Here is a 26793-nt window from a genome sequence, read left to right as displayed (position 1 = left end):
CTCTTTCTTTTAAGAGAGGGCGGGATTCAAAGGAGATAAAATAAAATGGCTGATTTCGAACCAAAAATCGTCAGTTTTCTCTGTAACTGGTGCAGTTACGGAGCCGCTGACCTCGCAGGTGTGGGCAGAGCCCAGTACCCGCCCAACGTCCGCGTGATCCGGATCCCCTGTTCCGGACGCATGAGCCCCAAGTTCTTCCTGGCCGCTTTAAGGGAGGGTGCCGATGCCGTCTGGGTTTCCGGCTGACATCCCGGTGACTGCCATTACCTGGAAGGTAATTACTACGCGCGTCGAAAGTTCGCCCTGATGAAAAACCTGATGGAGCACATGGGCGTTGAGCCCGGTCGACTCCAGTTCTCTTGGATCTCCTCTGCCGAATCCACCAAGTTCGTGGATGTGGTAACGAAGGTCACGGAATCCGTCAAGGCTCTGGGTCCCAATACCAATTACGTGAAAAAGAGCGGGGCGAAGGGTTAAGCCATGGAATCATACATCGGAAAAATCAAAGAGATATCGGAAAGGCTCTTGAACGACGGAACCGTTGAGTGCGTTGTCGGATTCCGTAAAGGGACGGTGGCCCTGACCAATGAGCCCTGCATGATCACCAAAGCAAGCGACGTCCAGGATCTTGTCTGGGATGAAAACTGCCGTCTGAACCTGGCCAACTATCTGACCGGCCGCAAGGAAAAGATCGCCGTCATCGCCAAAGGGTGTGATTCAAGAAACATCGTCAACCACATCATTGAAAACAAGATCTCCCGTGAGCAGCTTGTGATCATCGGTGTCCCCTGCAAAGGGATGGTGGACAAAAACAACCCTGAGGTGCTTCAGGCCAACTGCGCCACCTGCCTGCACAGAAACCCCGTCATCTACGACGAACTCTGTGCCGATCTCGTGGAAGAGCAGAAAGAGGTGGACCGTTACGAAGACGTCCGCAAAATCGAAGCCATGGAAACCCAGGATAAATGGGCGTTCTTTGAAGACCTCCTCACCGGCTGCACGCGCTGCTACGCATGTAAAAATGCATGTCCCTTGTGCTACTGCCCCACCTGCTTCGTGGACGAGTCTCAACCCCAGTGGATAGGCAAGGGGACCGATCCCATTGACATTCGCACCTACCATTTCCTGAGGGCTTACCACTGCGCTGGCCGCTGCACCGACTGCGGCGCCTGCGAAGCAGCCTGTCCCCAGAATATCAAGATGCGTCACTTCACCAAAAAGCTCGAAAAAGACTGTAACGAGCTCTATGGTTGGGAAGCGGGACTCACCGTCGACCAGCGTCCGCCGCTGGACAGCTTCAAGGTGGACGACCCCGACAAATTCATCATGTAATCCCGTTCGTCTCTGTTTTCTTCTATGAAAGAGCGAATGAACCATCATATGAACAAGGGCAAATATCATGAAGGTCATTAAAATTGATAAAAATATATGGGCCGGCGGGATTGACAGCCTGAGAAGCGGTTACCGCCTTTTCGGCCCCGTGATGCAGGGTGATGCCCACGAATACAAGGAACTGACGAGTGACGAAACGCCTGACATGGCGTACACCAACACCCGTCTCTCTCCCAAATCCGTGGTTTTCCCCCAGTCTGAGCCTATGTTTACGTACAGCCTGGACGAAAATAATCCGGAGCATCACATTCTCAAAGACGCGCCCAAGGATTATTCACCCCGGGCTGTGATCGGGATGCGCCCCTGCGATGCCAAGGCCCTGTCCCTGGTACGCATGAACTTCGACACCGAAGAATACCGCGATCCCTTCTGGATGAACTCCTACGACGCCACCACCTTTGTGGGCCTGGCCTGCGACAGCCCTTGCGAGACGTGCTTTTGCACCAGCGCAGGGTGCGGCCCCTACCATGAAGAGGGCTTTGATGTTCTCCTCTCCGATTGCGGCGACGCCTACGAGGCCAAAGCCCTGACCGAAAAAGGGGAAAAACTCCTGGCGGCTGCCGGCTGGACGGCTGAAGGCGATGCCTCTGTCTTTGAGCCAAAAAAAGCCGAAGCAGAAGCCAAGATTGTCTGCAAGGTGGAATCGTCGAATCTCCGCGGCAAGAACAGCCTGGATCTCTACGACGCCCCCTTCTGGAAAGAGCTCTCCTTTGCCTGCATCAACTGCGGCACCTGCACCTACGCCTGCCCCACCTGCTGGTGTTTCGACATCCAGGATGAAAACAAGGGCACAGAAGGCGTGCGCATGAGAAACTGGGACAGCTGCATGACCTCTCTGTTTACCCTGCACGGCTCCGGCCACAACCCCAGGGACCAGAAACATCAGCGTTTCCGCCAGCGCTTCATGCACAAGCTCAAATATTTTGTCGATAAATACGACAAAGGCCTCATGTGCGTTGGCTGTGGTCGCTGTGTTCAGCAGTGTCCTGCCAACATTGATATCCGCACCATCTGTAACAAGATGAACGGTTACGAAGCCGCCAGCTAAAAAAAGGAGAAGACCTGTGCAGAATCCTTACAAGGCGTATCCCGTTCGCATTGATGACATTCAGGTTGCGACTGCGGATAAAACGCTCAGAACCTTTAAATTTGTCTTTCTCAATCCGGAAGATGAAGAGAAGTTTTCTTACCATGTGGGTCAGTTTGCCGAGCTCTCCATTCCCGGCCAGGGGGAAATTCCCATCGGAATTGCCTCCTCTCCTTCTGAGAAGGGCTTTGTCATGTTTACCGTGTTCCGTACCGGTAAGGTGACCTCCCACCTTCACAACATGAAGGTCGGAGACATCATGGGTCTTCGCGGCCCCTTGGGCAACTGGTATCCCATTGAGAACCTGGAAGGTAAAAATATCGTCATTATCGGTGCCGGTTTTGCCTTCACCACCCTGCGTTCCACCATCAAGTACCTGCTTGAGCCTGAAAATCGCAAGCGGTACGGTCGTCTTGACGTCATCTACGGGGCACGTAACCCCGGCATGATTCTCTATAAAGACGAACTCGTGGAGTGGGAAAAACGAGATGACATCAATCTCAACCTTACCGTTGACGGCACGGATGATCCCGACTGGAAGTACCACACCGGGTTCGTTCCCACGATCACGGAAACTCAGGCACCCCAGGGTGATGACGATACCTACGCCATCCTTTGTGGTCCTCCCATGATGTTGAAGTTCACCAAGCCGGTCCTCGACAAACTGGGCTACCAAGCCGATCATATTTTCATGAGCCTCGAAAACCGAATGAAATGCGGCATCGGCATGTGCGGTCGATGCAACATCGGCAAAGAGCTGGTCTGCAAAGATGGACCTGTCTTTACCCTCGACAAGCTCAATGAGATGCCGGAAGAGGATCAGTAAACGAAAATAGGCGGTTAAACCCGTAACATATTGTATGTTACGGGTTGACATTGCCCTTTCTTTACTGTATTTCTTCTCTTCGAAGTGGACAGGACAAAATAAGGGATAAGCCTTTCAATTTGATAATTCACAACAGGAGGTTTTAATTCAATGGCCGAGACAGTTGAATACAACGGAAAGTCGTTTGACGTGGATGAGGATGGTTTCCTCCTTGACTTCACACAGTTCACTGAAGAGTGGCTGGAGATTGTCATGAAAGAAGAAGGCATCGCGGAGCTTAATGAAGAGCACAGGCTCGTGATTGACGTTCTTCATGACTACTACAAAAAGAACGGTATCGCCCCCATGGTACGTGTTCTTTCCAAGCTGACCAAATTCAAGCTCAAGCACATCTACGAGCTGTTCCCTTCAGGCCCCGGCAAAGGCGCCTGCAAAATGGCTGGCCTTCCCAAGCCTACCGGTTGCGTATAATCACCGGACGCCGTTTTTAAATTTCTCAAATCAGGCCCTGTCGTTTACGATAGGGCCTTTTTTGTTCCCCCCAGACCTGAAAAAAAACCATCTCTCGAGCACCCAAAGGAGTATCCGGCATGAGCATCGACGACAGGGACAAACAGATCATCAACCATATTCAATCTGATTTTCCTATCTGCCAAAGACCCTATGCAGCCATCGGCGAGGCCCTGTCCATGGATGAACAAGAGATCATCGCACGGATCACCAAACTCAAGGAGTCCGGCCTCATCAGACGCATCGGCGGGAACTTCGGTCCGGAAAAAGTCGGTTTTTCAAGCACCCTCTGCGGAGCCTGTGTTCCGACGAATCAAATCGACGCCTTCGCGGAGGTGGTGAACAGCTACAAAGGCGTCACCCACAACTATACCCGTGAAGATGAGATCAACGTCTGGTTCACCTTTATTGAGTCCTCGGTGGAGAAAATCGAAGCAAATCTGGCGGAAATCACCGAACGTACGGGCGTAACCCGGATCTATAATCTACCGGCCACCCATATTTTCAAGATACGTGCCGAATTTACAGTGAAGTAAGGATGGAGCCTCTACACCTCGCCCTGGCAACGGTACCGGCGGTCCTGTCGGATCCTGCCGTCAATGTGAAGACGATGCACCATTTCTGCCGCAAAGCGCACGAGGCACAGGCAGACCTGGTGGTCTTTCCTGAACTCTCCCTGACCGGTTATGCCAACGGGTCCACAGCGTCAGACCGGGCGCTCACCCGACAAGACGCCCTCTCTCTCCTCTCAGACGCCGTCGACAGAACTGGCATCGGGGTCTTGGCCGGGTATGCCGAAAAAGACACCCAGGGGCGCCTTTATGCCACCCACACAGCCTTTCTTCCCGATGGTCACCACACCTCGTACCGGAAGCTGCATCTGGCCCCCCCGGAAAAAATGAATTACACCCCAGGAAACGACCTGCCCCTTTTCTCCTACAAGGGATTTTCCATCGGCATGATGCTCTGCTACGACGCTCACTTTCCCCTGGCCTTTTACCGCATGGCTGAAATGGGCGCGGATGTGATCCTCCTCCCCCACGCCTCCCCGCGGGGGACCAGCGAAGACAAATACGCCTCCTGGATGCGCCATTTACCCGCCCGCGCCTTTGATAACGGCCTATGGGTGGCAGCCGTCAACCAATGCGGCATCAACGAAGCCCGCTTACACTTTCCGCCTCTGGCCCTGGCCATCGACCCCTCGGGCCACCTGGATGCCCCTGCCCGCCTGCAGGAGGGGCTACACCGGGTCACAATCACCCGAGACAAAATTACATCGGTCAGAAATCACCCCATGCGTTATTTTCACCCGAACACCCGCACCGACCTTTAGTCGGGCCTCCCCATGCGCATTCGCAACCCAATTTGTAACTATTCAGCTATCCATTTTTTTCTTTATGACCCCGGTCTGACAGCACCCTACGCTTTTCGTCTTGCCCGCGCAGGCGGGGACCCATGGTGGTTGTGAGAAAGCGTATGCGTTGTGTCTTTTTATGGTGACGTGACCCGAGTATGGATCCCCGGTCATCTGGTTGTTCCTGCATTGGAGGGTATTTCAGGTTACGGTCAGGCCGTATGCAGCGACTCCCCAGAGAACCGGGGAAGACGATTTCATGGAGCATGGCAGGCTTTTTGATACGCACCTGTTTATGTCTTTTGGGGACCGGCCGGTTTGACGGTACCCTGCGCTTATCGTCTTTCCCGCGCAGGCGGGAATCCATGTATGAAGAGCCGTATCATCCTAATTTTTATAATGAAGTACCGGGTGGATGCGTAGGGTGCGCCGGAAACACCGCATTATAAAATAAGACGCGTAGTCATCGTTAACTTGCGAGGCCGATGGCCCTCTCTACAGTAGAAGTTGCGGGAGCCGCACCCTACGCAGTGATGAAAAGACGTGACATGTTGGCATTTGAATCTTTCTGTCATTTGCCTCGAACCGATCTGACGAAGGCAAGCTGAATGGTTACAACTTTTTAAAAGTTTAGCCCCCGGCAGGGCCGCCGGAGGCATAAGCTGAATAGTTCCCCCCCTTTGCCGCCGGCACGTTCTTTTGAAAAACTAAATTGGGGAAGGCAACACCTGGGCAGGTGCTTAAGGAACGGACGTTCAAACGGGCACACAGAAAGGGCTAAGAACCGAGCGGTTTTTCAACCGCACGGCCCCGCTTGGGTGACATCAGACAATGGAGACGAGAAAATCGATACCGTCGGTGGTTTCAAGGCGATAATTGAACATGACAATGGTCGTGGAAAGTGGACGCCCGAAGAGAAAATCGAGAATCACCGGCTTAACCCGGCCACTTTCGATCAGGGTCTCCCGAAGGCTTCGGTCGTAAGCGATCATCTCGCACACCTTATCCATGGCGTCCCGGTCGCTGCTGGCGTCAACCTTTCGGATCAGCTCACCTAACAGCGCGTAACTGCAACGCTCATGATGATCGGTCACCAGATCCCACAGCCCCTTGATGCCCCCGATAATATCCTCACGGCACAAGGGGACATCAGAGGCGTAAACCGCTTGAATCTCCCGTTCGTCCCAGCACTTGAAAGACCGGCACTCAAAGGGCCTGTGAGCGTAGATTTCGCAACGATTTTCCGGGCTCAGAAACTGGCAGCGCAGGGTCTCGGGCTCGACCTTTAGCTTCACATGATCCGTGTCAAGGGACTCCATTTTCAAGGAGTCCTTATTAAACATCAGCTCTCCGGCTCTCTGGGTATAAAGTTGAGAGAGATCCAGCTTGCCCGTCTTAATCAGACGCTCATCCTGGGTTCTCAAAACAGGGCCACCCCCTATACAGCAGGCCCCACAATGGTTGCAAGATGTCTGGGGAGCGCCGCACTCGCTGCAGCCTTCATTCCCACCGGTTATGAACTCCATAAATCCCTTCCTTTATGTCCTGTTGCGTCCGCCTATGCATCGCCAAAAAAAGCCATCCTTAGAAAGGCCTTCACCGGGTGACGCCTTTTAAGCTTGTGGAGCACCCCATTTGCGAAATCATCTGCGCACGAAATCAACTAAAAAATCAAAATCACCCAACACATCAAAAGACCTGGCATGCCAACACAGCCCAAGCCCTAACTTTTTTACGAACGTTATCAAACACCAAACCCAAAAAAAAGGCAAGGGCCAACTGCGCATCGCGCAAGAGACCCCTGCCTGTTTTTTACACTTATTTTTCAGGATGTTTCATCCAGAAAAAGGGTGTCATCCACCCCTTGCCCAATCGGACTATTCAGAGAGCCGCGTGTAATGTTCGTGACGCTTGGCGAACTCCATCTCAATCTGCCCGCGCAACCTCTTGGACTCTTCGGGAAACATCTTTTCCAGGCTGGCAAAACGGTTCTCACCGGCCAGGAATTCCTGAAGGGTGCCGTCAGGCTCTTTGGATTCGAAGACAAAGGGGTTCTTGCCCTCTTCAGCCAATGCCGGATTGTAACGATACAGGGGCCAGTACCCGGAAGCCACGGCCAACTTCATCTCTTCCTGGGTCTTGCCCATCCCTTTCTTGATCCCCTGGTTGATACAGGGAGCGTAGCAGATCACCACGGAGGGTCCCGGATGACTCTCCGCCTCGACAAAAGCTTTTATCAGCTGCTGCTTGTTGGCCCCCATGGAGACAGATGCCACGTAAACATACCCATAACTCATGGCGATCAGGCCCAGATCCTTTTTGCCGATCTTCTTGCCAGAGGCCGCAAATTTCGCGACCGCACCGGTGGGGGTGGCCTTGGAGGCCTGCCCGCCGGTGTTGGAATACACCTCGGTATCCATCACCAGGATGTTCACGTCTTCGCCGGAAGCGATCACGTGGTCCAGCCCCCCGAAACCAATGTCGTAGGCCCACCCGTCACCACCGAAAATCCAGTGGGACTTCTTGGTGAACAGATCATTCATGGCATCGATCTCATCGAGGATGGAATCCCCCATCTCCGTCATCAAACGTGCCTTGATCTCATCTCCATACTGCCGTGAAAGCCCGGCGTCGTTCATGTTCTCACACCAGCTCTTCATGGCCGCTTTCATCTCAATAGACAGGTCCCGATTCTGAGCCTCTCCCATGAGATCGGCAAGCTTTTTCCGGCGCTGACTCGTGGCCAGGGCCATGCCGTACCCGAACTCGGCGGCATCCTCAAAAAGAGAGTTGCCCCAGGCAGGACCGAAGCCATCACTGTTCGTGCAATAGGGAAATGACGGGGCGGAACCGGCCCAGATCGAAGAACACCCGGTGGCGTTGGCAATGGTCATGCGCTCCCCGAAGAGCTGCGTCAGGACCTTTACATACGGCGTCTCACCACATCCGGCACAGGCGCCCGAGAACTCCAGCAGAGGCTGCATGAGCTGGCTGCCCTTAACGGACTCACGCTTCAGCAACCCTTCCTTGAACTCGATGGACTGCGCAAATTCATAATTATCGGCCTGCAGATCCACCTGGGTCTCAATGGGCTTCATCACCAGGGCCGGAGTCTTGGCCGGGCAAATGTCAGCACAGTTCCCGCAACCCAGGCAATCCATGACATTCACCTGGATGCGGAAATGATACTCCTTGAGCTCTTTTCCGGTGGCGGGCAGGGCCGTGAACCCTTCGGGCGCATTGGCCATCTCCGCCTCACTTGCGATGATGGGAATAATCGCGGCATGGGGACAGACAAAGGCGCACTGGTTGCACTGGATACAGTTCTCAGGCACCCATTCAGGCACCTCGATGGCCACCCCACGCTTCTCGTAGCGAGAGGTCTCCACGGGATAAATCCCGTCCACAGGAAAGGTCGAGACCGGCAGCAAATCCCCTTTCTGAGCGCTCATGGGACGAAGCACGTCGGAAATAAATTCCGGCACCGCATCGGCCACGGTGGCCGCATCACGACCTCCGGCCCACGCTTCTGGCACGGGAATTTCGATGAGCCCTTCAAGGGCCTGGTCCACGGCGGCGATGTTCATCTCCACAATGGCATCGCCCTTTTTCATGTAGGTCTTCTGGATATCTTTTTTAAGAAGGGCGATGGCCTCCTCAAAGGGCATGACATTGGCCAACTTGAAAAAGGCGGTCTGCATGATCATGTTGATTCGGCCGCCCAGCCCCACGTTGGAAGCAACCTTCACCGCATCAATGGCATAAAACCGAATCTTCTTTTGAGCCAGGGTATTCTTAAGGGACGCGGGAAGCTCGGTTTCCATCTCATCAGCAGTCCAATGGGAGTTGAGGAGAAAGTTCCCCCCCTCTTTAATCCCGGCCACCACGTCATAGAGATGGACATAATTGGACTTATGGCACGCGACGAAATCGGGCTTGTCCACCAGATAGGTACTCTTAATGGGCTGATCGCCGAAGCGCAGGTGAGACACGGTGACACCACCCGACTTCTTGGAGTCATACGCGAAATACCCCTGGGCGTACAGATCGGTGTTGTCACCGATAATTTTAATGGCGCTCTTGTTGGCCCCCACGGTTCCGTCGGAGCCCAGGCCCCAGAACTTACAATTCACGGTGCCGTCAATACTGGCATCAAAGCTGTCGTCCACGTCCAGGGAGCTGTACGAGACGTCATCCTTGATTCCCACGGTGAAGTGGTTTTTGGGCTTGGCCACCTTCATGTTATCAAACACGGCCTTGGCCATGGCTGGAGTAAACTCCTTGGACCCTAAGCCATAACGCCCGGAGACGATCTGGGGCATCTCCCCCATCTCCATATACGAAGCCATCACATCCAGGTAGAGAGGTTCGCCCATGCTGCCGGGCTCTTTGGTACGATCCAGAACCGTCACAGACCCCGCAGTGGCCGGAATGGCCTGCAAGAAATGTTCGGCGCTGAAGGGTCGGTAGAGGCGCACCTTGATCAGACCCACTTTTTCGCCCATATCGTTCAATTTAACGACGGCTTCTTCCAGGGCTTCACACCCGGACCCCATGGCAATGACCACCCGCTCGGCCTCGGGATGTCCCACGTAATCAAAGAGACGATAAGGACGCCCGGTGAGCTTGGTCACCTTCTCCATATACTCGGCCACGACGTTGGGCACATCTTCATAATAAAGATTGGCGGCCTCACACCCCTGAAAATAAATATCAGGGTTCTGGGCGGTGCCACGGATATCGGGATGCTCGGGGTTCATGGCGCAGGAACGGAACTCTTCCAGTGCGTCCATGTTCACAAGCTCTTTCATATCCTCGTAATCGATCATCTCAATCTTCTGAATCTCGCTGGAGGTCCGGAACCCGTCAAAAAAGTGCACAAAGGGGACGCGGCTCTCAATAGTCGCCAGATGCGCGACCAGAGCCATATCCTGAACTTCCTGCACGTTCCCGGAACAGAGCTGGGCAAAACCGGTCTGACGAACAGCCATGACGTCCTGATGATCTCCAAAGATCGAGAGGGCATGGGCGGCGATGGCCCGGGCTGACACGTGAAAAACGCAAGGCAGAAGCTCGCCTGCGATTTTATACATGTTCGGAATCATCAGCAGGAGGCCCTGGGAGGCCGTGAACGTGGTGGTTAAAGCCCCCGCAGCCAGAGACCCGTGGACGGCACCTGCGGCACCGGCCTCGGACTGAAGCTGTCGGACCAGCACTTCCTGGCCAAAGATGTTTTTGCGGGATCCAGCAGCCCACGCATCGGCGGTTTCGCCCATGGACGTTGAAGGCGTAATCGGATACAGCGCCGCCACGTCACTGAAGGCGTAGGCGACATGGACGGCAGCGGTGTTGCCATCGATGGTCTTCATTGTCTTCCCCATAGTTCACTCCTTTAAATCGTTAGGAAGGATCTCACGCGCCCGCCGATTCTGCTGCAGGAATTCCCCATGGCCGCCTGTTCGACGGTTCCTGCAGTGTGAAAGGGGGACTTTGCTATGGTTACGGCGCACAAGGGTGAAATCCGAACCGGAAATGGTGAGGGCCCGCAGGTCGGCGTTGACACAAGCCATGACCGAACATCACTGCGGACACGGATTCCTTTATACTCTTCCGCCTGACGAGGCGGTTTGTCTCACGTAATGAAAGTTGTAAATAAAATTAAATACATGAATAATTTTTTAAAGTAAAGCAGAATAATCCTCATTTCTCCAGGGGAATACACCCTGTTGATAGCTTTCTTCGCACCGACTCGAACCATGAAAAAATAAAATAAAAAAAGGGCCAAAGCCATGAGATTTGCCTCACCGCCCTGACCCTTTCCTGTTTTACAAATCCCTTTATAGAGGAACGTTCTCTTTGCTATATTGACTTCGCCCCAATCCGAAAAACAAGGGCACCCGCGTCTTCATCCACCTCAATGATATCCCCGTCGACGAACCGCCCTTTCAAAATATCCATAGCCAGAGGATTCTCCACCTCACGCTGAACAGCTCGTTTTAAAGGCCTCGCCCCAAACCCCGGGTCATACCCCACCTCCGCCAGGTGAGCCACCGCGGCTTTTGAGACCGTGAACCCAAGCCCCCGATCGGCAAGCCGAGCCGCCACTCGCTTGACCTGAAGCGTCACAATCCGGGCCAGCTCTTCTTGGGTCAGACGATCAAAAATCACCGTCTCGTCAATCCGGTTAAGAAATTCAGGCCGGAACGAAGCCCGCAGCAGCGCGTCCACCTTCGCCTCCATCTCAAGGCGGTTTTCCGCCCCGTACTCCTGAATGACCTGGCTGCCGATGTTTGACGTCATGATAATCAGGGTGTTCCTGAAATCAACGGTTCTCCCCTGGCTATCCGTCATCCTCCCGTCGTCGAGGACCTGAAGCAGCAGGTTAAACACATCGGGATGGGCCTTTTCAATCTCATCAAAAAGCACCACCGCATAGGGCCTTCGCCGAATCGCCTCGGTAAGATAGCCCCCCTCGTCATACCCCACATACCCCGGAGGTGCGCCAATCAGCCGCGCCACGGCGTGCCTCTCCATGTATTCACTCATGTCGATACGCACCAGCGCCCTCTCATCGTCGAAAAGAAACTCGGCCAATGCCTTGGCAAGCTCCGTCTTGCCCACCCCGGTCGGCCCCATGAAGATAAAGGAACCCATGGGCCGGTTGGGGTCCTGAAGACCCGACCGCGCCCGCCTGACCGCATCGGAGATGGCGGTAACGGCCTTCTTCTGACCGATGACGCGTTCTCCCAGCCCCGCTTCCATGGTCAAAAGTCGCTCCATCTCCCCGCCCATCATCTTCACCACCGGGATCCCGGTCCAGTGAGAGATCACTTCGGCCACATCCTCGTCGCCCACCTCCTCCTTGAGCATTTTTCGGTCTTTCTGGAGTTCAGCAAGGGTCTCTTTGGCATCCTTCACCCCTTTTTTGAGCTCATCACTTCGCCCGTAACGAATCTCCGCGACCCTGGCCAGATCACCTTCCCGCTCGGCCCGCGCCTCATCGATACCCAACTGCTCCTGGGCTTCCTTGAGCTTGCGGATCTCATCAATAATGGATTTTTCATTGACCCAGTGGGCTTTCTTGCTATTGGCCTCCTCGCGAAGTTGACCCAGCTCCCGCTCCAGAAGGTCCAGGCGATCCATGGAGCCCCGATCGTTCTCCTTCGCCAGTGCCTGTTTCTCCACCTCCATCTGGGTGATACGCCGCATCATCTCATCAATCTCAGCCGGCATGCTGTCAATCTCGATACGCAGCCGTGAGGCACACTCATCGATCAGGTCGATGGCTTTATCGGGAAGAAAACGCCCGGATATGTAACGATTGGAGAGCGTGGCCGCCGCCACAATGGCCGAATCCTTGATGCGCACCCCGTGGTGCACTTCGTATTTTTCCTTCAGACCCCGCAAAATGGAGATGGTATCCTCCACGCTGGGCTCGGCCGTAAAGACAGGCTGAAACCGGCGCTCCAGGGCGGCGTCTTTTTCAATGGACTTGCGGTACTCATCCAGGGTTGTGGCCCCCACACAGCGAAGCACTCCCCGGGCCAGGGCGGGTTTCAAGAGGTTGGAGGCGTCCATGGCCCCTTCAGCAGCCCCGGCGCCCACCACCGTATGCAATTCGTCAATAAACAGAACAATCTCGCCGTCTGCGTCTTCCACCTCTTTAAGGACGGCTTTCAGCCGCTCCTCAAACTCCCCCCGAAACTTCGCCCCTGCCACCAAAGCCCCCATGTCAAGGGCTGCCAGACGCCGGTTTTTCAAGTTCTCCGGGACATCGCCTTCCACAATACGGATAGCCAACCCTTCCACAATGGCGGTCTTGCCCACGCCGGGCTCTCCGATAAGAACCGGGTTGTTCTTGCGACGCCTGGCGAGCACCTGCACCACCCGACGAATCTCCTCATCCCGCCCGATCACCGGATCCAATTTTCCAGCTCGGGCCAGGGCCGTCAAATCCCGAGAATATTTTTCCAGGGCCTGGTAGGTTGCCTCCGGGTTCGGATCGGTCACCCGCTGACTGCCCCGGATCTCCATAAACACCTTTAAAAGGGCCTCACGGGTAAGACCAAGCCGAGAAAAAAGGCCCTTTACCCCCGTTCTTCCGCAAGCGGCCAGAGACAAGAGGAGATGCTCCACGCTGACGTATTCGTCCTTCATGGCCTCTGCCTCTTGAAAGGCCTTATTTAATATCTGCTTGGATTCTGTAGAGAGGTACACATCACTGACGGTCCCGCTCACCTGGGGCAAACGCCCGATCAAATCGGTCAACTGCTGGGCAGCCCCCTCAAGAGAAACACCCAACTTACGAAAAATGGAGAGAACAATCCCCTCCCGATCCCCTAACATGGCCCCTAAAAAATGCTCCGGTTCAATCTGAGGGTTGCCTTTCTGTGAGGCCAGCTCATGGGCCTCTTGAATCATCTCCTGGGACTTTACCGTCAATCGGTCAAATCGCATCATCGACTCCTTTTACGTCTTCAAAAGCCATTCCCCCACGGTCAGGCCTTCACAGCTTATCATCACGCTCATCGCAGAAGCTCTGTCATCATTGCCGATGCGTTTAACGAAAAGTTAACCACCCCAGCGAAGGTGTCAAGCAGGCGGAAAAGGCAAAAGCCTGCCTCCGGCGGCAAGGTGAGCCACCTTGAAAGCGGGTTGGCGAATGCGCATCGGATGTCGTCACTCCAGGCTGAAATGCGTCCGCATTCGCGTGAAGCGCAAGGAAAGGCACAGTGCGTCGCAAGTGCATAAGCTGCAGATGGGCAGAATCAAACTCAGCCGTTGACGTTAACCGGAATAACTCCGGAGGCGAGGATATTACAACAATTTTTCAGCCAGAAATTCGATGGATTCAAAGCAGGGGGCAGCCTTAAAGACTTCCAGGGAGAGGGTATGGGTGTAGGTGGAGAGGAAGGGGAGGAGCCGCGAGAAGAGGGCCGGGTCCATGAGAGGAAGGGCGCGATGATCTTTTCCACCGGCCACGCCGTGGAGGTGAACCATGCGGCAAGCGGGGGCAAAGCGTTCAATGGTCTCTTCGATGGGCAGGTTGAAATGAATGAGATGACCCAGGTCGAGGCAAATTTTAAAGCCCAGGGTGTCCAGGAGATCGGCCAGGGGAAGAAGAGAGATATCGAGGGTTTCCACGGTGATGAGGGCGGGATCCATCGTCTTTGAAAGGGCCACCAGGCTCTCTTCGGCGGCCTGCATCCAGAGCGCGGGAGCGACCCCCTCGGGATATTCCAGGTGGATGGTGTGGGTGACGGGAGCCAAGGGCGCCGCAAGATCAAAGAGGCGTTTGTGGGCTTCCAGAGCCCGATGTCGCTCTCCGCGATGTTCAGAGGCGAGGTTCTCGTCCGTGGGCATATGAATATTGTAAGACAAAAGATAGCGCTCCTGCAATGCCAGCAGCGAATGCCAGACCTCCTTGTCCGGGAGACAGGAGGGTTTCCCTTCGAAAAAAAGCAGCTCCACGCCGTCGACAAAAGGAGCCACCCGCTCCACATTTTCAGCGTACCCCGCCGGATAGAGCCAGGAGGGCACCGACAGCGAGAAAGGAAATCGATCTTTGTAACTCATCTTCAACAAAGGCTCCATACGGTTCAAACTCTTTCTTCCAGGCAGTCGGTCGAGGTCTCTTGCCCTCCACGCTTTGCCAGATACATGGCGCTGTCCGCCACCCGAATCAAATCATTGGCCGTCACAGCGTCCTCGGGAAAACTCGCCACACCCACGCTGCCCGAGACATAATCCACGATGCGGTCGCCCACCTGATAGGGTTGAGCGAGCATGGACACGACTTTGCGAAACACGACATCCACCTCACAACCCCCGGCATTGTCAAGGACCACGGCAAATTCGTCGCCCCCGACCCGTGCCACGCAATCACACTGACGCAGGTTCTCGACTAGCCGGCGGGTAATCTCCTGAAGAACCTCATCTCCGGCCTCGTGCCCCAGGGTGTCGTTCACTTTTTTAAACCGGTCTATGTCAATATAAAATAGAACCACCTGCCCGCCATAACGCTTGGCCCTCAGGATATCGTGCTCCAGGCGTTCATAGAATGCTTTGCGATTTTTCAGTCCTGTCAGGGGATCGTGATAAGCCATGTAGATCAGCTCTTCCTCGTAGCGCTTTCGCGCTTCCACATCCCGGACAATGGTCCGATAACCGACGCGTTCCCAGGAGGCATCTCGAATCAGGGACACCGACACCCCAATATGACGTCTGCGCCCGTCCTTTCGAAGAATGGGATAATCAAACTCCGCCACATCCTCTCCCCCGTCGAACAACCTCTCAAAAGCCAGAAGGACCTGTTCACGACTCTCTTCAAGAATAAAGTGCCCCCGGTGCATCCCCTTCATCTCATCAAGGCCATACCCGGTAATTTCACACATGGCTTTGTTCACAAAGGTGACATGCCCCTCCCGATCCACCTCACAATAGCCTTCCTTCATGTTCTCCACGATGGTCCGGTACTTCTCTTCACTGGACCGTAAGGCTTCTTCAGCCTGACGTCGCTGAACCACCTCATGCTCCAGTTCATAGCTGCGAATTTCCGCCTCGGAGGTCATCTGATTGGCCTGAAAAATGGCGCGTTCGAGTTCCCGGTTGGAAGCCCCCAGTTCTTTGCCCTTATCCACCAGCGCCTGGTTCTGAAATTCGGACTCGCGAAGCGTCTCAGCAATGGACCGCCGCATCCGATTGATGCTGTGAGACAAAGAGACAAATTCTGCACTGCCACTGAACTGGACCCCTTCATCAAGATTGCCTTCGGCGATCTTCTCCGAGACATCCCGCAGCAACTCAATGGGCCGAATCAAATACCAGGAATAGAGGAAGCCCCCCGCCATGACGACCAGAAAAAGGCAGATCACCGCCAGCGCAAAACGTACGCTTAGCTCCTCGGTCCCCTGGGGATGCGCACTCACTGGCGCAAAGACCATGGAGCCTGTCCCACCTGTACCCAACGGGGGCAAAGCCATGAGGCGGAACGTACCGCTGCCCAGCACCACTGTCTCAGCGACAGGCCGCCCCTTGCGCCGAGCCACGCCCAGAAGATCCCGGTGCGCCCTCAACTCTGCCTCCAAAGCACCCGAGGCTGCCCAGAAGCGATCGGCTCCTGAAGCCCCCCCCGCCCCTTCCAGAAAAAGCCCCAAAGAGAGGTGTGGCACCCCTGAAAACCGGGAGGAAGCATCAACGCCTTGATGTAAAGAGAGCCCCCCTGCCCCCACCGCCTCCTGGGTCACCTGCTCTCCCCATGTAACAAGGGCAGCGTCCAGACATCCGAGATAAACGGACCGGGATTGATGATGAACAAAGGCATAAAAGAAAAGGGACATGACCACAAGCACGCCCGTAATCCATGCAGTAATACGAGAACGTAACCCCATGATTTTAATCCCTTTATATCCCATCAACTGCTCCTGCTTCGCGTAATCAAAATAGACCACTCAACTTATAGCCCGGATGGCTGACATGAAGCAACCCCACTCTCCCCTGATCACTCCATACGCCGACAAGAAAAAACAAAAAAAAGGGTCGCCCTCCGTTCACCCGGTGGCCGACCCTTGCATAACACACGTGTTCAATCAAGATGGGATTAAAACGTCAACACAACGCCAAATGCCGTCTCATTGATGTATCTCGTCCATGTCGACCCGGTATCGAATTTTGCTTCGATATAGGTCTGGGTTAATTCTAAGTAAGCATTTTCCAGCAAATAGAATCGCAGCCCTGCCGAGAAATCAAGATACCCTTCGGTCTCGTCAAAGGTGATAGACTCTGGAGCAAGGGTCGTATTGAGTACAAGCTCAATGGGAATGCTGAGAGGATTAATCGTTGCCGGAAATTCATACCCCAGACCAAAATTGAAGCCAAGGGCGCTGAGGTCCCCTCGCTGACTCTGGTCCTTGTTTTTTATTGTTCCCATCAGGTACTTAAACCCCAACCCATAGCGAAGTCCCGGGCTTAAATCGTCGCTCTTAACGCTGAGAAGGGCATTGCCGATGGTATACCGGTCTTTATTGTATGTCATCCCCCCGCCCACTTCCACCGTGCCATAAGGGCTGGAGGTCAAAAGGGAGAGGTTGGCGCCCACAACACGGTTATTCGCAGAGATCCCAACACTGAGCCCCTCAGCATAAACCGAGGCGGAGGTGAGCAGAAAAAAGGAGGCAACGAGGATCGATAATCTTTTCATCATGGAGATTTCCTGTTCGAATTGAATTTGGTTGGCGACGCCGCCCGGCCCCACCGGAGCAGGGAGAGAGAAAATTCCCTGTCTCGCAGAAAAGCCAAGCAGGACTTCGGACATTTCCGGCACCGGCTTTTCCAGTCCCCCTCCAATGTGGTACACTTCTTCCAGGTGGAAAAACACCACACGTGCGGTCACCCAAAGCAATGGGGCAGCAGAATGCTCACTAAATGCCTTAATGTCAACTGGAAAACACCCTGCCACACTTAGGGCAAAAGATCAACAATCCCGCGCAGCGATAAAGGCAGGATGCCCACGCTGACGGGCCACTTTCAAAGGGATAAAATCAATGCTTAAAGTTTACAGTGCCTTCTGGTGCCCCCATTGCATCAAAACAGAAACCTACCTTAAAGAGAAAAAAATTCCCTTCGAATCCATCAACATTGAAACCGCCCCCCAAAAAATCGTCGATGAGGTTTCGCAGATTAACGGCGGTGAGTGGGTGGTCCCCACCCTCGAATTTAAAGGCACCTGGCGAAAAGGAAAGGTGTTTATCGAATCCGAACTCGAAGCCGACCTCAAAAAGATGGGGGTCCTGTAAAAAAGGAACGGCCCCCGAAGGAGCCGTATTTTTTTATCACAGATCGAACGTCTCTCGAGGGATTAGAAAGAGAAACCCACCTCGGCAAAGGGTCCGGCAAAGGTGATGTCGACGTCGAAGTCGTCCTCATCCACAGCCACCTCTTCATGACGGTAACCGGCCGCCACAAACAAGGGCCCCAGGGTGTTGTACTTAACGCGACCGATGGCGCTGATCACACGGGCGTAGCCCACATCCAGACCACGAACCTCCGCCTCAAGGGCAAAGCCCCCGAGCAAATTCAACTGAGCCGCCACAAAGAGCAGGGGAACAGGCACGGTGGTGCTCTCGCGGTGTGAATCGCTGTCGCTTGTCATCTCGGCGGCCAGATCAATCATCCGCAGGTTAAGGCCAACGTCTATGCCCACGCGTCCCAGGGTCGCCAGGCCAAGCAAGGGCACGCCGTAGAAGAGGGCGGCGTCATACTGGTTGATGGTCAACTTGGTATCGGCACCGGCGCCAAATGAATGATCCGGACCAAAGTCAAAGTCACCGGAAAGATTCCCTTCAAACTTCATGGGGGTGGCCATGAGGTAGACATTGGGAATCACCAGGGGCAGCTCCACCCGAAGACGGGCCGCTGGGAAAACCTCCCGATCCAGACCGAGAAGGGAGTCCACATCCCCCGTCGTTTTCCCATCGTACTGAAAATCTCCTGACGGAGTCGGCACAAACCCTCCCACAGCGCCTTCCACACTGATAAGGCCAAGAAGCGCATAGGACCGTCCAGGGGCCATGACTGCGACCACTGCGAGCAAAATAAAAATCCATCGTTTCATACGTATTTTTCCTCCATCGTTCAGGCTGATCATTAATAACGGGGCATACCCGGTGTCCCTCTTATCGTCCAGCCACGACATTCCTTAAGATATTTTGTTTATAAAACAATGAGATGACACTATTAACACTGGTCAAAATATCTGAATATATCATAAATAACAAGCTTTCATCCCACCCAACTCTCAAGGTAAAAAAAGAGCTGAAGTCATAGGTTCATCGCTTGAAGCCCTTGACCCCGAAGGATGAATCAGATATTTTAGACCGTTGACCTCACTCTGACAGGCTCATTCGCTAATGATCAACAGAACGAAATGATACGGATCCCTGCCCCCCGCAAAGGCACCTCACCGGGACGAACCCAAGGGCAGAAAATCTGAGCAGACATGCGCTGCCATCACACGTATGCCGGGGCGTCACCCACACTCTATGGGGATAGTGGCTGTGGAGGAATGATCCGGCATTGAAACCTATCGATACGGTGTCTTGACCTGAATAGTGCAGACACCCCGAACAATGCCACCCCGCAATCTCTGTCAGAGCGTCATAAGTGAACCATCGCCTGAGACTGTATCTGCCTGCAAACCGTGCCGATAAGGCCGGTATCTTTCCGAAGCTGTATCCAGACAGCCCCGCAGGGCAACCGCAAAAAGGAGGAATACCATGTCCGAAGTGGTAAAAGTAATCATTGAGGGAAAGACCTACGAATGTCCCGTCATTGTCGGGTCTGAAGGCGAAAAAGCCTTCGACATTACAACATTGCGTCAGAAAACCGGTTACATCACCATGGACCCGGGATTTGGAAATACCGGCAGCTGCACATCCGCCATCACCTTTATGGATGGCGAAAAAGGAATCCTTCGCTATCGGGGCATTCCGGTGGAACAGCTGGCCGACCACTCCAGCTTTGTCGAGACCTCCTACCTTCTGATCAACGGCAGGCTGCCCAACAGGCAGGAGCTGACCCGGACCAGTGTCCAGCTCAACGACGACTCCCTCATTCACGAAGACATGCAGATCTTCTACCAGAATTTCCCCCGACGAGCGCACCCCATGGGGATCCTTTCGGCCATGCTCAACGCCCTGAAAAGTTTCTACCCGGAACTTGAGGACACCGAAGAGGGGATCAACCGCACCTTCCTGCGGCTGCTGTCTAAAATCCGTACCATGGCGGCCATGAGTTATCGAATCTCTCGGGGCCACAAAGTCGTCTATCCCAGAGCCGATTATTCCTACTGCGCCAACTTTTTAAACATGATGTTTGACTCTCCGGTCAGGCCCTATGAACTTGACCCCGACCTTGTGGAAGCGCTCAACGTCTTTTGGATCCTCCACGCCGACCACGAGCAGAACTGCTCCACAGCCGCTGTTCGCGTGGTGGGCAGCGGACGCGTTAACCTGTATGCGGCCATCTCCGCCGGAATCGCAGCCCTCTGGGGGCCTCTGCATGGCGGTGCCAACCAGGCGGTGATCGAAATGCTCACCAACATTCATCAGAGCGGTGCCGACATAGGCGATGTGGTCAAACGCGCCAAAGACAAGGACGATCCCTTCCGCCTCATGGGCTTCGGTCACAGGGTTTACAAGACGTACGACCCCCGGGCCAGAATCATGAAGAAGATGTGCGACACCGTCCTGCCCAAACTCAGGGTGGAGGACCCCCTCCTGGAGATCGCACGACGACTCGAAGAGGTCGCCCTGACCGATCCCTATTTCGTCGATAAAAACCTCTACCCCAATGTCGACTTCTACAGCGGCATCGTCTTAAGGGCCATGGGCATCCCCACCGAAATGTTCACCGTCATGTTCGCCATCGGTCGCCTGCCCGGCTGGATCTCCCAATGGAAAGAGGGGGCCGACGACCCCAACTGGAAAATCAGCAGACCCCGTCAGGTTTACACAGGCAACACCTCCACTGACTACGTTCCCATGAACCAGCGATAAAAAAAGGCCCCTGCCGTCGCGGCAGGGGCCTTTTTTCTCTCATCCCCGACCGCTCTGCCAACCCTGTACCTCAATTAAAAATGCTGCGGCATGTTCCCATTAAGGGGTTGACCCCTCCCCTGACAATCCGATATACAGCCGTCTTGATTCAATTTTTACAGTTTCATTCCTGAGAAGCCGTGCCACGCCTGCCTAAACCCAGGCCACCTTTTTTAACGCCGGCGGATAGACAGGCTTTATTTCATATTGACCCGACCAAGGAAGCCCCCGTGTACTTTAAAAACTACAGCGCCACCACCCACTTTGAGCTCATGGTCCGCCTCATCCGGGCCTTTGATTCCACTGATTTTTCAAAGGGAGTCGACCGCATTCCCGTGGAGATGCGGCCCCGGGGAGGCAGCCACACCCGCTGTTGCGTTTACCGGGATCGAGCCATCTTGAAATACCGTCTCATGGCCCTTTTGGGCTTCGGCATTGAAGAAGAAGAGGACGAGTTGGTTCCCCTCTCCCACTATGCCGAGATGAGCCTGAAACGAGAGAGCGCCCCCAACCCGGTGCTCACCGTCATTGATGAGGCCTGCAACGGCTGCGTACGCACCCGATATGAAGCCACCAACGCCTGCAGAGGATGCCTGACCCATGCCTGTGTGGAAGTCTGTCCGAAGGATGCCGTAACACTGATCAACGGAAAATCCGTCATCGACCCGGACCGATGCATCCAGTGCGGCAAATGCATGGAGGTCTGCCCCTACCACGCCATTGTGCACATCCCCATCCCCTGTGAGGAGTCCTGCCCCACGGGGGCCATCTCCAAGATGAGCAACAGCAAGGAGACCATCGACTACGAAAAGTGCATCTTTTGTGGAAAATGCCTGGCCGCCTGCCCGTTTAATGCCATCCTTGAACGCTCCCAGCTGGTGGAGGTCATCCAGGAGATGGCCAGAGGCAAACGCGTAACAGCCCTGGTGGCCCCCGCCATTGTGGGAGAGACCCCTTCCACCATGGGACAGCTGGTGGGAGCCTTGAAAACCGCTGGATTCTCCCATGTCTTTGAGGTGGCCTCCGGGGCCGACAAAACCGCGGCCATCGAAGCCGATGAGTTCGTAGAACGTATGGAAGAAGGCGCCCCCTTCATGACCTCCTCCTGCTGCCCCGCCTACACCGAATTTGTGGAAAAGCACCTGCCGGAGATGAAACGCTTTGTCTCAGACACCCGAACCCCCATGCACTACACGGCAAAGGCTGCCAAAGAAGAGACCCCGGATGCCATCACCGTGTTCATCGGCCCCTGCGTGGCCAAACGCAAAGAGGCCTCCGACGATCCCTTCGTAGACCACGTCCTCACCTTTCGCGAGCTGCGAGCTCTCCTGGCGGCACGCAACATTGAAATCCTTCAGTGCGACGAGACCGCCTTTGATCTCGCCGGGCGGGCCGAAGGACGGGGGTTCCCTGTGTCCGGTGGAGTCACCGAGGGCGTCAAGGCTTATATCGGTGAGCGCGCACCGATAGAGCCCGTCACCATCGATGGTCTCGACAAGCGATCGGTCAAAAAACTGCGCGCCTATGTCAAACGATGTCCCGGAAACTTTGTGGAGATCATGGGGTGTGAGGGGGGCTGCATCGCCGGCCCCTCAGGCGTGGAACCGGGCAAAAAAGCGGGGAGAAAGCTTCAGGCGTTTTTAAAAGAGAGCCCCAGGGGGATTGAGGGATAATCACAACGCAAAGCGCCTCCGGCGGCCCTGCCGGGGGCTAAACTTTTGAAAAGTTTAACAAACAGGTTTCAAGGTGACTCACCTTGCCGCCGGAGGCGTTTTTTTTAGAGCTGAATAGTGACCGATTTAAAAAGATAAAACTGGCAGGAGCCCCCTGGCGATGAACCAGAGCAGGGGGAGAAAGATGGCGGGGAGCATGTTGCCCACGCGGATTTTGGTGACGTTCAGCATGTTGAGGCCGATGGTGAGGATGAGAAGCCCGCCGACGGAGGTCATCTGGGCCACCACCTCGGGGGTGAGGAACTGCTTCATCACCGTGGCGGTGAGGGTAATGCTCCCCTGATAGAGAAAAACGGCCACAGCGGAAAAAATCACGCCGATCCCCATGGTGGAGGTAAAAATCACAGAGATAATCCCATCCAAAACGGCTTTTGCGTAAAGGGTCTGGTGGTTTCCGGTGAGCCCGCTCTCCAGGGAACCCACAATGGCCATGGACCCCACACAAAAGACAAGGCTCGCGGTCACAAACCCTTTGGCCAGCGACCCCTCCCCTCCGGGGATTTTCGTCTCCAGCCACTCCCCCATCCTTTGGAGCGCCCCTTCTATATTCAACCACTCCCCCAGAAGCGCGCCGGCCACGATGGAAAGAATCACCACAAGAAGGGCTTCCGAGGCAAAGGCGGCCTTGAGCCCCACCAGGATCACGGCCAGGGCAACAGCATGAATCACCGTCTCTTTGTATTTTTCAGCAATGCCACCCTTAAATACAAGCCCGGTCAGGCTTCCGGCAATAATTGCGCATGCATTGACCACAGTTCCCAGCATCGTCACGTCCCCTTCATTCCATGGAATTTAAAAAACCCGTCTCTCATACCACAGAAGGAAGGGGACGCCCAAGGGCCAATTGATGCGAAATCCGATTGTGTCCTTATTCCGCACGACACGCGGCCAACCTGAGGCCTTCACGATAAAAGCGTTGACATCCCTGCGGGAACTCCATTAACTATACTGTGTTACTATGAAACACAGAGGCAAGGAACCCCATGAAACTCTCCACCAAAAGCCGATACGGTGCCCGCATTCTTGTTGAGCTGGCCAAAAATCACCCCACGGGAATCCCCATTCAAGTCAGTGAGATCTCCCGCCGTCAGGGTATTCCCATGAAGTATCTTGAGCAGCTGGTCCGGTTGTTGCGACTGGCGGGTATCGTCAGAAGCGTCCGGGGCCCCAAAGGGGGGCATGTCCTCAACGTCCCCCCGGATGACATCTCCCTCGGACGCGTGGTACGCCTCTTCGAGGGGCAGAGTGAGCTGGTGGAATGTATCAGCTCACCGGACACCTGCATCAAAGCGACGGGGTGTCGATTTCGGCAGGCATGGAAAGAGGCCACAGACGCCCTTTATGCCAACCTTGACAAGGTCAAAATAGCCGACCTCATGGAACCCCTCGACCACTCGGATTAAAAAAAGGGCGGTCCCCACAGCCCCCACCACTTAAACATCCTCTTGCCCCAATCGTTTATGTGGAAGTCCCCAGGTCAAAGGATCCCAGGGCCGGGAAGGGATCATGGGCTCGGTTTCTTGACGAACCCGTCACCTTTCAGTACATTGTCATAAATTGATTTGGGGATGGAGTTCCCCTGACCCCGGCAAGCCCAATGCCGGAACAAACCGCCTTTGAGCTGATGACTCCTGCCAGCGGCGACCCTATTGCGTCCTGTGGCGGGGAGCCACAAGACAAACCCGCCGTGCAGCGGGTTTTTTTATGTGTTTGAAAACCGGCACCCGCCGGTCATCATCGGAGATTTCACCTTATGTTCCTTTACCAGAAACTGCTCTGCATCGCGGGGGCAGGCGCCCTCGGCACCCTGTCCCGATACGGCCTGGCAGGCTTTGTTCAGCGACTGGCCGGAAGCGGTTTTCCCTGGGGCACCGCCACCGTCAACGCCATCGGCTGTTTTCTTTTCGGCCTGGTCTGGACTCTGGGGGCCGAACGCATGGCCATCAGCGCAGAAGCACGCACCATCCTCCTCACCGGCTTCATGGGTGCCTTCACCACCTTTTCCACCTTTATCTCAGAAACCGGTCAACTGGCGGGGGGAGCCCAGTGGTGGATGGCCTTGGGAAACGTCACCCTTCAAGTCACAGCAGGACTCGCCCTCTTTTTTGTGGGAGCCAGCCTGGCCCGCTGCCTGTAAGAGAGCCACCGCGGTTTATCGTTCTTCAGTAAGGAAGAGACATGCCCATTAAAAATGAAGCACAACGGCTGAGAATTTACATTGGCGACCAGTCCCGTCACAAAGGATCGCCCCTGTACCAATGGATTGTCGAAAAAGCAAAAAAGAGAAAAATGGCCGGCGCCACGGTATTCCGGGGTCACATGGGATTTGGGGCCAGCAGCTGCATCCACACCGACAAAATTCTCCGGCTTTCGGAGGACCTCCCCGTGGTGGTGGAGATCGTGGATCGCCCAGAACGCATTGAGGCCCTCCTCTTAGAACTCGATGCCGTTCTGACCAAGGGAATGATCACCCTGGAGACCGTTCAAGTCAGAGCCTATCGGGACGGCACCACCCCATAAAAGGGGCGCCTGCCATAAGGACAACACGGATCAAAGCGAGGCGTCATCACCTCGACTCACCGCGATAAATCACCCCGATCCCCTTTGCGGCGGGCAAGATCCAGGTCCGCCTCCCGAATCAGAATCTCCGATGTCACCCCCTGGCCTGGAAACAGACTCACCCCCACATAGGCATCCAGGGACACCGGGTTGTTTGCCCCCAGGGAATAGGGTTTCACCAGGGCCTGGACCATCTCTTCTGCCCTTGCCTCGGCCTCCTCCCGCTCCTGGACGGTCTCAAGGACCACCACAAACTCATCCCCCGCCATACGGCACACCTGGGCCCTCTCTGGAACCACGGCCGCCAGACGCTTGGCCGCATCACTTAAAACCCGGTCGCCTGCTTTGTGGCCAAACACCTCATTGATGGATTTAAAACGATCCAGGCCGACATAAATCAAGGCAAAGGGTTCGTCTTTATACAGTTTCACCGTAATCAACTGCTTAATATACGCCTCAAAATAACGAATATTGGGAAGCTCTGTGATGGGATCGTGAAGGGCGAGATAACGAATCCGACGCAGGGAACCCAAAAGGGCAAAGAGCATACCACTGATCACCACGGCGAGCCCAAATCCCGCCGCTCGCAAGATCGCCACCGATTTATTAAAGGCCATGCGTCTGTGTGATTTTGCCGCAAGAACCCAGGAGCCCACCGGCAGGGTAATGGGAAGCCGCACCGCCGCCTCGTCGGAGAAGAGAGTGGGATCTCCATAGAAGACCTCTCCTTGCGTCCCCGCGCCATCCTTCCCCTTCAAAGCGTAACGAAGAGAGCCGGCATCCATCAACCCGCTGGCCGCGTAGAGGGAGTCCACATCCATAACCATGCTGGCAAGTCCCCAGTAGGAACGGCCCCCCTCACTGAAAAAAATGGGGCTCCGGCTGATAAAACCCCGGCCTCCCTGAACCAGGTCCACCGGTCCGGCCACCACGGTCCGCCGGGTTTCAATGGCGCGATACACCATGGGCCATTGAAGCGGATTCTCCTGATACCGAAGTCCCAGGGCGGCTTCGTTGCCTTCAAGGGGATACATGTGGGTAATCACGTTGTCTTTTGCCAGGGCGATATTACGAATATGCGGGGTTCGCCGAATCAGCAGTTGGGCAATGGATTCAAAGGCGTCACGGTCCACATCCGGCTTGGAGGCCACATAAATCACCAACCCGAGGATCAGGTTAAGCGTCGTGTTGACCTCAGACTCCAGCAGGTTTCGCACCCGTCCGGCCTCCTTGATCACCGCCTCTTTTTCACGCGCCTGCAACCGCCCTTTATCCAGGCTGACCAGATACTCCGTACCACCGACCAACATCAGAAAAAAAAGGATCGAAACGCCCGCGATAAAAATACGACTATCGGTGATTTGTTTCACAGCATCTCCCATGACGATGGGTGGGAAGAAGGGATCCTGATGCCATCCATTAAAAGGATCATGGAGACAAAGCATCGGGGACGAGGCATCCGGAGTGGGGGGCCGCCTCGAAAAAAACGCGGCAAATCGTAAGGCGAGATCACCCGCGCCATATGGGCTTGATTTCTTAATATATCTTTTTGGCAGGGACATGACAAGGAAAGGAGATAGGGACAGGAGATGAAGATCCCTTTGCGGAAGCCGGATCTGTCCGGGGAAGAAGGGACAGCGGCTCGAAATCAACGCCAGGGGCAAAAAAAAGCCTGGCGTAACTATGGCTACGTCAGGAACTCGCCTGATAAAACGCCTCCCTCTACCGGGAAGGCAAAA

The 26793-nt window shown here is 54.9% G+C and carries 22 protein-coding genes and 1 riboswitch; of the genes, 13 read left to right on the top strand and 9 right to left on the bottom strand.

Annotated elements, in window-relative coordinates; all coding sequences use genetic code 11:
* Positions 1-45: 45 nt before the first annotated feature.
* From Q1Q75_RS01870 to Q1Q75_RS01840, 7 genes are all read left to right on the top strand, one after another.
* Positions 46-477, top strand: a complete 432-nt coding sequence (locus Q1Q75_RS01870; RefSeq protein WP_300667313.1) for a hydrogenase iron-sulfur subunit — start codon at positions 46-48, stop codon at positions 475-477.
* 3 nt (positions 478-480) lie between these two features.
* Entirely contained in the window at positions 481-1332 is an 852-nt protein-coding gene (locus tag Q1Q75_RS01865) for a 4Fe-4S ferredoxin (RefSeq protein WP_300667312.1), read from the top strand.
* A gap of 67 nt (positions 1333-1399) precedes the next feature.
* Positions 1400-2440: a 4Fe-4S dicluster domain-containing protein gene (locus Q1Q75_RS01860; protein ID WP_300667311.1), complete on the top strand. Its 1041-nt coding sequence runs from the start codon at positions 1400-1402 to the stop codon at positions 2438-2440.
* Between the two features lie 16 nt (positions 2441-2456).
* Entirely contained in the window at positions 2457-3305 is an 849-nt protein-coding gene (locus Q1Q75_RS01855) for an FAD/NAD(P)-binding protein (RefSeq protein WP_300667310.1), read from the top strand.
* A gap of 150 nt (positions 3306-3455) precedes the next feature.
* On the top strand, positions 3456-3776 hold the full coding sequence (locus Q1Q75_RS01850; RefSeq protein ID WP_300667309.1) for a TusE/DsrC/DsvC family sulfur relay protein: 321 nt from the start codon (positions 3456-3458) through the stop codon (positions 3774-3776).
* 119 nt (positions 3777-3895) lie between these two features.
* On the top strand, positions 3896-4351 hold the full coding sequence (locus tag Q1Q75_RS01845; RefSeq protein WP_300667308.1) for an AsnC family transcriptional regulator: 456 nt from the start codon (positions 3896-3898) through the stop codon (positions 4349-4351).
* 2 nt (positions 4352-4353) lie between these two features.
* On the top strand, positions 4354-5148 hold the full coding sequence (locus Q1Q75_RS01840) for a nitrilase-related carbon-nitrogen hydrolase (protein ID WP_300667307.1): 795 nt from the start codon (positions 4354-4356) through the stop codon (positions 5146-5148).
* An 845-nt stretch (positions 5149-5993) separates the two neighbouring features.
* Here the strand turns inward: Q1Q75_RS01840 and Q1Q75_RS01835 are convergent.
* The 6 genes from Q1Q75_RS01835 to Q1Q75_RS01810 all read right to left on the bottom strand — a co-directional run bounded on the left by Q1Q75_RS01835 (position 5994) and on the right by Q1Q75_RS01810 (position 17371).
* On the bottom strand, positions 5994-6695 hold the full coding sequence (locus tag Q1Q75_RS01835) for a YkgJ family cysteine cluster protein (RefSeq protein ID WP_300667306.1): 702 nt from the start codon (positions 6693-6695) through the stop codon (positions 5994-5996).
* Between the two features lie 351 nt (positions 6696-7046).
* Positions 7047-10550 (bottom strand): pyruvate:ferredoxin (flavodoxin) oxidoreductase, encoded by a 3504-nt coding sequence (gene nifJ / locus Q1Q75_RS01830; RefSeq protein WP_300667305.1) that lies wholly within the window; start codon positions 10548-10550, stop codon positions 7047-7049.
* Between the two features lie 478 nt (positions 10551-11028).
* Complete coding sequence (gene clpB / locus Q1Q75_RS01825; protein ID WP_300667356.1) at positions 11029-13626, bottom strand: ATP-dependent chaperone ClpB; 2598 nt, start codon at positions 13624-13626, stop codon at positions 11029-11031.
* A 360-nt stretch (positions 13627-13986) separates the two neighbouring features.
* Complete coding sequence (cbiR, locus tag Q1Q75_RS01820) at positions 13987-14745, bottom strand: cobamide remodeling phosphodiesterase CbiR (RefSeq protein WP_300667304.1); 759 nt, start codon at positions 14743-14745, stop codon at positions 13987-13989.
* Positions 14746-14768: 23 nt separating this feature from the next.
* Complete coding sequence (locus Q1Q75_RS01815; RefSeq protein ID WP_300667303.1) at positions 14769-16559, bottom strand: diguanylate cyclase; 1791 nt, start codon at positions 16557-16559, stop codon at positions 14769-14771.
* Between the two features lie 209 nt (positions 16560-16768).
* Positions 16769-17371 (bottom strand): hypothetical protein, encoded by a 603-nt coding sequence (locus tag Q1Q75_RS01810; RefSeq protein ID WP_300667302.1) that lies wholly within the window; start codon positions 17369-17371, stop codon positions 16769-16771.
* 340 nt (positions 17372-17711) lie between these two features.
* Here Q1Q75_RS01810 and Q1Q75_RS01805 point away from each other — a divergent pair, with 340 nt between their 5' ends.
* Positions 17712-17963, top strand: a complete 252-nt coding sequence (locus Q1Q75_RS01805; RefSeq protein ID WP_300667301.1) for a glutaredoxin family protein — start codon at positions 17712-17714, stop codon at positions 17961-17963.
* Positions 17964-18025: 62 nt separating this feature from the next.
* Here Q1Q75_RS01805 and Q1Q75_RS01800 read toward each other — a convergent pair whose 3' ends face one another.
* Complete coding sequence (locus tag Q1Q75_RS01800) at positions 18026-18781, bottom strand: TIGR04219 family outer membrane beta-barrel protein (RefSeq protein WP_300667300.1); 756 nt, start codon at positions 18779-18781, stop codon at positions 18026-18028.
* Positions 18782-19442: 661 nt separating this feature from the next.
* Here Q1Q75_RS01800 and Q1Q75_RS01795 point away from each other — a divergent pair.
* Positions 19443-20723: a citrate synthase gene (locus tag Q1Q75_RS01795; RefSeq protein ID WP_300667299.1), complete on the top strand. Its 1281-nt coding sequence runs from the start codon at positions 19443-19445 to the stop codon at positions 20721-20723.
* Between the two features lie 269 nt (positions 20724-20992).
* Positions 20993-22435 carry a monomeric [FeFe] hydrogenase gene (locus Q1Q75_RS01790; RefSeq protein WP_300667298.1) on the top strand — a complete coding sequence of 481 codons (1443 nt, stop codon included), beginning with the start codon at positions 20993-20995 and terminating at the stop codon, positions 22433-22435.
* Between the two features lie 126 nt (positions 22436-22561).
* Here Q1Q75_RS01790 and Q1Q75_RS01785 read toward each other — a convergent pair whose 3' ends face one another.
* Positions 22562-23260 (bottom strand): DUF554 domain-containing protein, encoded by a 699-nt coding sequence (locus Q1Q75_RS01785; protein WP_300667297.1) that lies wholly within the window; start codon positions 23258-23260, stop codon positions 22562-22564.
* Between the two features lie 218 nt (positions 23261-23478).
* Between Q1Q75_RS01785 and Q1Q75_RS01780 the strand changes: the two genes are divergently transcribed.
* The 3 genes from Q1Q75_RS01780 to Q1Q75_RS01770 all read left to right on the top strand — a co-directional run bounded on the left by Q1Q75_RS01780 (position 23479) and on the right by Q1Q75_RS01770 (position 25015).
* On the top strand, positions 23479-23898 hold the full coding sequence (locus Q1Q75_RS01780) for an Rrf2 family transcriptional regulator (RefSeq protein WP_300667296.1): 420 nt from the start codon (positions 23479-23481) through the stop codon (positions 23896-23898).
* A 152-nt stretch (positions 23899-24050) separates the two neighbouring features.
* Positions 24051-24136: riboswitch (Fluoride riboswitch) on the top strand.
* A 112-nt stretch (positions 24137-24248) separates the two neighbouring features.
* Positions 24249-24632, top strand: a complete 384-nt coding sequence (locus Q1Q75_RS01775; RefSeq protein ID WP_300667295.1) for a CrcB family protein — start codon at positions 24249-24251, stop codon at positions 24630-24632.
* A gap of 41 nt (positions 24633-24673) precedes the next feature.
* Positions 24674-25015, top strand: a complete 342-nt coding sequence (locus tag Q1Q75_RS01770) for a DUF190 domain-containing protein (RefSeq protein WP_300667294.1) — start codon at positions 24674-24676, stop codon at positions 25013-25015.
* A 56-nt stretch (positions 25016-25071) separates the two neighbouring features.
* Here Q1Q75_RS01770 and Q1Q75_RS01765 read toward each other — a convergent pair whose 3' ends face one another.
* Positions 25072-26424, bottom strand: a complete 1353-nt coding sequence (locus tag Q1Q75_RS01765; RefSeq protein WP_300667293.1) for a diguanylate cyclase — start codon at positions 26422-26424, stop codon at positions 25072-25074.
* Between the last annotated feature and the right edge of the window lie 369 nt (positions 26425-26793).

Source organism: Desulfoluna sp. (assembly GCF_030145185.1).
In the GTDB taxonomy this organism is placed as follows: Bacteria; Desulfobacterota; Desulfobacteria; order Desulfobacterales; family Desulfolunaceae; genus Desulfoluna.
The sequence above is the reverse complement of the archived record's forward strand: the minus strand, read 5'-3'. Positions and strand labels throughout refer to the sequence as shown.

Bases quoted from the DNA above. Each gene is read 5' to 3' on its own strand.
- Q1Q75_RS01835 (WP_300667306.1), bottom strand. From the start codon at position 6,695: ATGGAGTTCATAACCGGTGGGAATGAAGGCTGCAGCGAGTGCGGCGCT.
- clpB (WP_300667356.1), bottom strand. From the start codon at position 13,626: ATGCGATTTGACCGATTGACGGTAAAGTCCCAGGAGATGATTCAAGAG.
- nifJ (WP_300667305.1), bottom strand. From the start codon at position 10,550: ATGGGGAAGACAATGAAGACCATCGATGGCAACACCGCTGCCGTCCAT.
- Q1Q75_RS01795 (WP_300667299.1), top strand. From the start codon at position 19,443: ATGTCCGAAGTGGTAAAAGTAATCATTGAGGGAAAGACCTACGAATGT.
- Q1Q75_RS01800 (WP_300667300.1), bottom strand. From the start codon at position 18,781: ATGAAACGATGGATTTTTATTTTGCTCGCAGTGGTCGCAGTCATGGCC.
- Q1Q75_RS01775 (WP_300667295.1), top strand. From the start codon at position 24,249: ATGTTCCTTTACCAGAAACTGCTCTGCATCGCGGGGGCAGGCGCCCTC.
- Q1Q75_RS01780 (WP_300667296.1), top strand. From the start codon at position 23,479: ATGAAACTCTCCACCAAAAGCCGATACGGTGCCCGCATTCTTGTTGAG.
- Q1Q75_RS01840 (WP_300667307.1), top strand. From the start codon at position 4,354: ATGGAGCCTCTACACCTCGCCCTGGCAACGGTACCGGCGGTCCTGTCG.
- Q1Q75_RS01785 (WP_300667297.1), bottom strand. From the start codon at position 23,260: ATGCTGGGAACTGTGGTCAATGCATGCGCAATTATTGCCGGAAGCCTG.
- Q1Q75_RS01815 (WP_300667303.1), bottom strand. From the start codon at position 16,559: ATGGGGTTACGTTCTCGTATTACTGCATGGATTACGGGCGTGCTTGTG.
- Q1Q75_RS01860 (WP_300667311.1), top strand. From the start codon at position 1,400: ATGAAGGTCATTAAAATTGATAAAAATATATGGGCCGGCGGGATTGAC.
- Q1Q75_RS01850 (WP_300667309.1), top strand. From the start codon at position 3,456: ATGGCCGAGACAGTTGAATACAACGGAAAGTCGTTTGACGTGGATGAG.
- Q1Q75_RS01810 (WP_300667302.1), bottom strand. From the start codon at position 17,371: ATGATGAAAAGATTATCGATCCTCGTTGCCTCCTTTTTTCTGCTCACC.
- Q1Q75_RS01845 (WP_300667308.1), top strand. From the start codon at position 3,896: ATGAGCATCGACGACAGGGACAAACAGATCATCAACCATATTCAATCT.
- Q1Q75_RS01865 (WP_300667312.1), top strand. From the start codon at position 481: ATGGAATCATACATCGGAAAAATCAAAGAGATATCGGAAAGGCTCTTG.
- cbiR (WP_300667304.1), bottom strand. From the start codon at position 14,745: ATGAGTTACAAAGATCGATTTCCTTTCTCGCTGTCGGTGCCCTCCTGG.
- Q1Q75_RS01770 (WP_300667294.1), top strand. From the start codon at position 24,674: ATGCCCATTAAAAATGAAGCACAACGGCTGAGAATTTACATTGGCGAC.
- Q1Q75_RS01805 (WP_300667301.1), top strand. From the start codon at position 17,712: ATGCTTAAAGTTTACAGTGCCTTCTGGTGCCCCCATTGCATCAAAACA.